Origin of the sequence: Comamonas sp., from assembly GCF_036666375.1 — a bacterium.
In the GTDB taxonomy this organism is placed as follows: Bacteria; Pseudomonadota; Gammaproteobacteria; order Burkholderiales; family Burkholderiaceae_C; genus Comamonas.
On sequence record NZ_JAVWWA010000166.1, the window covers coordinates 1 to 7,131 of the forward strand.

Here is a 7,131-nt window from a genome sequence, read left to right on the forward strand (position 1 = left end):
TCATCCAACGCTTCTGGAATGACGAAGAAGGTGCTACCGCCATTGAGTACGGGCTCATCGCGGGGTTGATTGCAGTGGGACTCATCACCGCGTTGACAGCACTTGAAGGTGATCTGAGTACGCTCTTTACCGCGATTGGAAACAAGCTGCCAGCAGTCCCCTGAAGAGGACCAATGGTCCATGCTCGTCCCCTCCCTAATGATTCCCCTCTGGCTGCTGTGGCTGATAGCCATAGCCGTCATGGACCTGCGCATGCGCAAGGTGCGCAACTGGATGGTCTTGCTGGGTCTGGGCATGGGCCTGGTGGCACTTGCAACCGATATACAGCCTTTCCAGGTCACGGCCTGGAAGGCGCTGCTGGGCATGCTGGTGGCATTTGCCGCGCTGCTGCCTTTCTACGCAATGCGCTGGATGGGCGCGGGCGACGTCAAGTTTGCCGCCGTGGCAGGACTGTGGTTCGGCTTGTCGCCTTCCCTGCTGATCATCTGGATAGGCGGCAGCCTGCTGGCGGGCATTCATGGACTGCTGGTGCTCGCGCGGCGCAGGCTGGCGGCAACGCCGACGGGCAGCTGGCTGCAGGCACATCTGCCTTTGCGGGCCGCGACGGCGCTGTTTGCTCCGGAGCCCCGCGCCGCGTCCAGCGGCCAGCCGCGTGCGATCGAACGCAGCGTTCCCTATGCGGGCTATATGGCGCTGACCGCCATCTGGCTGGTGCTGGCCTTCGAGCCCGCGCTGCCGAACTTGAAGGCGTAGCCATGCAGCGCCACTACGTACACGGGAATTTCGCTTTCGAGACCGGCCAAGGCTTGATGCCGCCACGCCCCGAAAGCCAAGTTACCGCGCCGCGCCAATGCCTGGTGCACCCGGCATTTTCACCATAACAAAAGAGGGCCCGCACGCCATGAACCTCACCAAGATTCTTGCCGGGCTGCTGCTCGTTCTGGCCATTGGCCTGGCCATCGGGGCCTGGATGCTGAGCCGCCCCGCCGACAGGGCAGTCGCTGCAGTCGCGACGGCTGCGCCGCCCAAGGAAAAAGTGGAGCAGCATGCGGTGGTGGTGGCCGCCAAGGCCATTCCAGCCGGACAGCGTCTGGTAGCCGAAGATGTGAAGATTGTGCAGCTGCCCGCGGCCGTCGCCAGCAGTTTCGGCAGCACCGACGCCGTGCTGGGCCGCACTACCGTGATGGCCCTGCCGGCCGAGACGCCCTTGTTCGAGCAGCATCTGATCCAGGGTCTGGCGCTGCAGCTGGAAAACGGCCAGCGCGCGGTATCGGTCGCGGTCAAGGAACCCATGGCCGCAGGCCACCATATCCGCCCCGGCGATTTTGTCGATGTGTTCTTCACGCTCGACGGCAAGAGCGATCAGGCCGCCGTCGACACCCAGACGCGCTTGCTGCTCGCGCGCAGCCGGGTGCTTGCCTACGGCGCAGCCAGCGTGGAAAACCCTCCGCCCACGGCGGATCAGCGCAAGGCGCAGGAGCAAGAGGGCGCCGCCGGCGTGCGCCGCGGCGCGCGCGACAACCAGGGCACGCGCGGCGACAACGCCAACACCGCGGTTCTTGCCGTGGCGCTCGACGATGTGCAGCGCCTGACGCTGGCCGAGAAATACGGCCAGCTGACCCTTGCCCTGCGCCATCCCGACGACGCCAGCGTGCCCGACGCCTCGCTGTTCGCAGCCCTGCCCACGGTGCTGCAGCCTGTGGCCGGTCGCCTGCCCAAAGGCCAACAGCTGCAGCCCGCGGACCGCTCGTACGCGGGTCTGAGCTTCAAGGACCTGGCGAGCGGAGCGGATGCGAAAAACACCCGCCGCCCACCGCCCGCCATGCAATCGACCGCCGGGCGTCCCGCCCCCAGCCCGCCGCCACGCCAGCAGTCCGTGGAGCTTTACCAGGGAAGCGCCGTACAGACCGTGAGCTATTGAGACCCCGCCTGCGCCTGCGGAAGAACGCCACCGGCCTTAATCGAGCACACAGGGTTAAAGACCATGAAAACCGCCACCATTTCGCAATCGACAGTCCTGGGCCTGCTGGGCAGCCTGGCCCTGTGCGCAAGCCCCTCGAACGGCATGGCCCAGTCGACGCCTGCACCCAACGAATCACGCATGGGCGATGCCGGCCCCGCGCTGGATCTGACCGTGGGCCAGCAGCATCTGCTGCAGGAGAACGCAGCCGTGGCGCGCATCGCGGTTGGCGACCCCGCGGTGCTGGATGTCAAAGTGCTGCGCGATCTGGGCGCAGCGCGCGCCGCGGGTCCACGCGCCGCGCAACTGCTGCTCACGCCCAAGGCGCCGGGAACCACCACGCTCGTTGTCTGGCCCGCCAACGGTGCGCCCTACACCCGGCAGGTGCGCGTGGGCATGCAGCGCCTGGTGCTCGAGCGCCGCCTGGGTGCGCTGCCCCAGCATGCGCAGGCGCTGGCCGAACTGCGCTCCACCGGCGCCAAGGACGCGCTGCTGGTCGACCGCTCCGAGATCAAGGTGGCCAGCAATACCGTGCAGGTCGATGTGCAGGTGGTGGAGTTCAAGAAGTCGGCGCTGCGCCGCGCCGGCATGAACCTGACCAGCGGCCGCAACAACCACGGTTTCCAGTTTGGCGTCTTCACTCCTGGAGCCGCGACGGTCAAAGGCAGTGACAGCGGCACTTCGTCAGGCACCGACGGCAGCGGCACGAACGCGCTGGCCGCCGCGATGAACCTGGTGCTGGGCTTCGGCAAGGCTTTCAGCGGCCAGGGCATCACCGCGCAGCTGGGCTTTCTCGAAGGCAACGGCCTGGCGCGCGTGCTCGCCAAGCCGACGCTGGTCGCGCACAGCGGCCAGAGCGCGAGCTTTCTCGCGGGCGGCGAGATTCCCATTCCCGTGCCAGCGCGCGATGGCAATATCGCGATCGAATACAAGGAATTCGGCGTCAAGCTGCAGCTCACCCCGACGATTCTGTCCGACGAACGCATTGCGCTGAAAGTGGCGCCCGAGGCCAGCGACCTCGACTACAGCCAGGCTCTGACCATCAGCGGCGTCTCGGTGCCGGCCGTGCGCACGCGCCGCGCCGACACCATGGTCGAACTGGCCGACGGCGAAAGCTTCGTCATCGGCGGCCTGGTCAGCCGCGCCACGATCTCCAACATCAACAAGGTACCGCTGCTCGGCGACCTGCCCATCCTGGGCACTTTCTTCAAGAACCTCAACTATTCGCAGGAAGAGACCGAGCTGGTGATCATCGTGACGCCGCGCCTGGTCCACCCCCTTCCCGCCAACACCAATCTCGAGGCGCTGCTGCCCGGGGCCGGCGCGGAGAACCGCAATGCGGCGCAGGTCTGGACGCCTTATCTGGTCGGCGCACCCTATGTCAACTCGGCCTTGCCGGGCTTCTCCTATTGATGCCATGAGCAAAGAACCCTTCGGCCCCTTGCCTCCAGGCGACAAGTCCCCGGTACCGTCGCTTGCCGATCTGCTGGCCGCGCACGCGCCCGAGACCGATGCGCCGCTGGAGCCCGCAGCGCTGCGGCCCGAACCACTGCAGCCGCCGCCCGCCAGGCGCCCGGCCGAGCCGCAGGTGGACGCAACGGCCGCGGCGGACAGCCCGAAAGTGCCGCTGCTGCTGGTGCATGCCGAGTTTTCGGAAGGCGCGCTGATCCAGACCTGGATGCAGCATGTGATGAAAGGCCCGGCCCTGCATCTGTCGCGCTTTCAGGAAGGCGTGACCGACCTCGTGCTGGACCACCAGCCGTATGCAGTGCTGATCCAGTTCGATCCCTGCTGCATCGAAGCCGCCGTCGCGCTGTCCGCGCAACTGCAGCTGCAATACCCGCAGATTCCCCGACTGGCCGTGGGCCGGGCGCGCCACGCCCAGTGCATGCTCGCGGCGCTGCGCACCGGCGTGCAGGACTTCCTCGATATCGACGGATCCATAGAGACCGCGCAGCTCGTGGTGCGCAAGCTGCTGAGCCATCCGCCTTCAACAGGCCTGCATGCATCGCTGGCGCCGCAGACTGCCATCATCTCGGCGCGCGCGGGCCTGGGCTGCAGCCTGCTCGCAGCCCACCTGAGCTGGCATCTGCAGCTGCGCCTGGGCGGCCCGGCACCGGTAACCCCGGACAAGGCGACCGCGGATGCAACGCCCAAGGAATCGCTGTCCAGCCTGCTGATAGAACTCGGCACTCCCGGCGGCGACTGCGCCATCTACCTCAACACGCCCGGCGAGTTCGGCTTCACCGACGCGGTCAGCCAGCAGCGCCGCCTGGACCGGCGGATGGCGCAAAGTGCGCTCGCACGCCACGCCAGCGGCTTGCGCCTGCTGACGCTGTCGCGCCAGGCCCATGCCTTGCCATCGATCGAAGTCCAGGCGCTGCTCAACCGGCTGGGCCACTATTTCCGCCACATCGTGCTCGACATGGGCGCGACCGATTCCGCGCAGATGCTCAAGGACGTACTGCCCGCGGCCAGCGAAGTCTGGGTGGTCTGCGACCAGAGCGTGGCCAGCGTGGTCTGGACCGCCGAATTGCTGCAGCAGCTCGATGTGCTGCAGATCCCGCGCAACCGCCGCCAACTGATCATCAGCCGGCATGACACGGGCCTGGAACTGAGTGCCGAGCAGATCGCGCGCCAGCTGCAGCTGCCGCTGCTGGCCCACCTTCCCGAGCGCCGCCGTGAGCTGGCCCAGGTGGTCAACCAGGGAAAGCTGTTCACGCCCCAGCAAACGCGCGAACCCTATGTGCAGGTGGTCGAAAAGCTGGTCGATCGCCTGCTGGCGGATCACCACCCGGAAATGGCACCGGCGAAAACGGCATCTGCGAACCCGCTCAACCGGCTGCTGCACCGCATCAGCCACCACTGAACGCACCATGATGAACACGGCTTACTCCCCACATGCGCCTGTCAGCCCCGCCGAGTTCGAGAACAGCGCGCTGCTCGCCGATCTCAAGAACAATGCCTACGACCATCTGCTGAGCCGTATCGAGGAGCTGGGCGCGGAGTTCGGCCGCTGGTCGCCGGCGGCGATTTCGCAGTTCGTGTCGCTGGAGCTAGACAGCTTCATCCGGCTGCACGCCGTGCCCGTGAACGAGCAGGAGGCCCATCTGGTCGCCAGCGCGTTGACGCGCGAGCTCACGGGCCTGGGGCCGCTGCAGCCACTGCTCGACGACCCGAACGTGGAGGACGTGCTGATCAACGGCTACAAGGACATCTATGTCTCGCGCGGCGGCGTGCTCAAGCGCGAGACATCGCAGTTCAAGGACGACGAACATGTGCTGCGCATCGTGCGCCGGATTCTTGCGCCGCTGGGCCGGCGGCTCGACGAATCCAGTCCCATGGTCGACGCGCGGCTGCCCGACGGCGGCCGCATCAACGTCATCATCGCGCCGCTGTCCATCGACGGGCCGTCGGTGTCGATACGCAAGTTCCGCAAGGACCCGCTCACGCCCAAGGACCTGGTCAAGCTCGGCACCTTCAATGCCGACATCAGCCGCATTCTGGAAATGGCCGTGCAGTCGCGCTGCAATATCCTGATCAGCGGCGGCACCAGCTCGGGCAAGACTTCGCTGCTCAACGCGCTGGCCACCTTCATTCCCGGCCGTGAGCGCATCGTCAGCATCGAGGACACGGCGGAGCTGTCGCTGAACCACAGCCATGTGGTGCGGCTCGAAAGCCGGCCCGGCAGCTTTGACGGCACAGGCCATGTGAGCATCCGCGATCTGCTGGTCAACAGCCTGCGCATGCGGCCGGACCGCATCATCGTCGGCGAAGTGCGCAGCGGCGAAGTGCTGGACCTGCTGCAGGCCATGAACACCGGCCACGATGGCTCCATGGGCACGATACACGCGAGCTCGCCGCGCGAGTGCCTTTACCGCGCGGAAATGCTTGCCGGCTTTGCCGGCTTCCAGGGCAGCGAAAGCAGCCTGCGCCGGCAGATCGCGAACGCGATCGACTTCATCGTGCAGATCGGCCGCCTGTCCAACGGCCGGCGCCGCCTGCTGTCGCTGACCGAAGTGACCGGCATGTCGGACAACGTCATCTCGATGCAGGAGCTTTATCGCTACGAGCCACAGATGGGCGCCGACGGCCAGGAACTCGATCACTGGGTGTCCATGGGCATCTCGCCGCATTCTCCCAAGCTGCTGAGCTGGTGGCGCTCGCAGCAGCAGCAACATGGGAGCGAACGATGACGGCCCTGGCCCCCGCCGTTCTTGTTCTGTGCGCGCTGGCCTGCGTGCTGCTGGCGCTGGCGCTGTGGCTGTTCGCGAGCGCGCGCCGCAAGCAGACGCAGCAGTCCATCCAGAGCACGCTGCGCCGCGGTCTCGACATACGACGTGAACTGCAGGCCGGCGAAGCGCTGAATCTGCCCAGCGCTTTGGTGTCGCCGATGCCAATGCCCGCGCCGGCACAGGCGCCCTCCCGGCACGAGAGCCTGCGCCGCCTCAAGGAGTATCTGGGCTACAAGGCCTGGGGCATTGCGCCGCGCGCGCTCGCCACGCTGGCGCTGGCCGCGCTCGGGCTGGCGGTCATCGCGGCGCTGCAAGGCGGGATGATCGTCGGCTTGATGGTGCTGGGCCTGTGCCTGCTGCTGGGCATATTCGGCATCTGGCTGCGCCTGAACCGGCGCCGCGCAAAGATGCTCACGCAGCTGCCCAGCTTTCTCGACAACATGGTGCGGCTGCTGTCCATCGGCAACTCGCTGCATGCGGCCTTCCAGTTCGCCAGCAGCAATGTGCCGCCGCCGCTGGGAACGGCGCTGCAGCACGCCTCGGCCTCGCTGAACGTCTCGCCCGACCTGGGCCAGGCCATGGCGCAGCTCGAACGCACCTGGGGCGTGCCGGAGTTCGGCCTGCTGGCCGCGGTGTTTCGCATGACCACGCGCTATGGCGGCCGCGCCGACATGGTGCTCGAGCGCGTCTCGAGCTACATCCGCGACCGGCAATCGGCCGAGCGGGAATTGCACTCCATGTCCGCCGAAGTGCGGATGTCGGCCTGGATTCTCGCGCTGCTGCCGATCGTGGTCGGGACCATGATCATGCTGCTCAACCAGGGCTACTTCATGCGCATGTGGAACGATGCCATGGGCCAGAAGATGATTCTCGTTGCCGCGGCGCTGCAGGTCTTCGGCTCGTTTCTGCTGTACCGCCTCGCAAGGCTGCGCTAGG

Annotated in this window: 7 protein-coding genes; all 7 read left to right on the forward strand. The window is 66.8% G+C overall.

The window, feature by feature from the left end; genetic code table 11:
• The first annotated feature begins 2 nt into the window (after window positions 1-2).
• The 7 genes from RR928_RS23600 (at window position 3) to RR928_RS23630 (ending at window position 7,130) form a co-directional block, all read left to right on the forward strand.
• Entirely contained in the window at window positions 3-164 is a 162-nt protein-coding gene (locus tag RR928_RS23600; RefSeq protein ID WP_332684495.1) for a Flp family type IVb pilin, read from the forward strand.
• A gap of 16 nt (window positions 165-180) precedes the next feature.
• A complete protein-coding gene (locus RR928_RS23605) occupies window positions 181-753 on the forward strand; it encodes an A24 family peptidase (protein ID WP_332538958.1) in 573 nt (190 codons plus the stop codon).
• 148 nt (window positions 754-901) lie between these two features.
• Complete coding sequence (cpaB, locus tag RR928_RS23610; RefSeq protein WP_332684490.1) at window positions 902-1,921, forward strand: Flp pilus assembly protein CpaB; 1,020 nt, start codon at window positions 902-904, stop codon at window positions 1,919-1,921.
• A 63-nt stretch (window positions 1,922-1,984) separates the two neighbouring features.
• Entirely contained in the window at window positions 1,985-3,373 is a 1,389-nt protein-coding gene (locus tag RR928_RS23615; protein WP_332538961.1) for a type II and III secretion system protein family protein, read from the forward strand.
• 4 nt (window positions 3,374-3,377) lie between these two features.
• Window positions 3,378-4,829, forward strand: a complete 1,452-nt coding sequence (locus RR928_RS23620) for an AAA family ATPase (protein WP_332538962.1) — start codon at window positions 3,378-3,380, stop codon at window positions 4,827-4,829.
• 7 nt (window positions 4,830-4,836) lie between these two features.
• Window positions 4,837-6,156 (forward strand): CpaF family protein, encoded by a 1,320-nt coding sequence (locus RR928_RS23625; RefSeq protein WP_332684493.1) that lies wholly within the window; start codon window positions 4,837-4,839, stop codon window positions 6,154-6,156.
• Complete coding sequence (locus RR928_RS23630) at window positions 6,153-7,130, forward strand: type II secretion system F family protein (protein WP_332538964.1); 978 nt, start codon at window positions 6,153-6,155, stop codon at window positions 7,128-7,130. Before RR928_RS23625 ends, RR928_RS23630 begins: the two co-directional genes overlap by 4 nt.
• The last annotated feature ends 1 nt before the right edge of the window (window position 7,131 follow it).

Bases quoted from the DNA above. Each gene is read 5' to 3' on its own strand.
- RR928_RS23620 (WP_332538962.1), top strand. From the start codon at position 3,378: ATGAGCAAAGAACCCTTCGGCCCCTTGCCTCCAGGCGACAAGTCCCCG.
- RR928_RS23630 (WP_332538964.1), top strand. From the start codon at position 6,153: ATGACGGCCCTGGCCCCCGCCGTTCTTGTTCTGTGCGCGCTGGCCTGC.
- RR928_RS23625 (WP_332684493.1), top strand. From the start codon at position 4,837: ATGATGAACACGGCTTACTCCCCACATGCGCCTGTCAGCCCCGCCGAG.
- RR928_RS23605 (WP_332538958.1), top strand. From the start codon at position 181: ATGCTCGTCCCCTCCCTAATGATTCCCCTCTGGCTGCTGTGGCTGATA.
- RR928_RS23615 (WP_332538961.1), top strand. From the start codon at position 1,985: ATGAAAACCGCCACCATTTCGCAATCGACAGTCCTGGGCCTGCTGGGC.
- cpaB (WP_332684490.1), top strand. From the start codon at position 902: ATGAACCTCACCAAGATTCTTGCCGGGCTGCTGCTCGTTCTGGCCATT.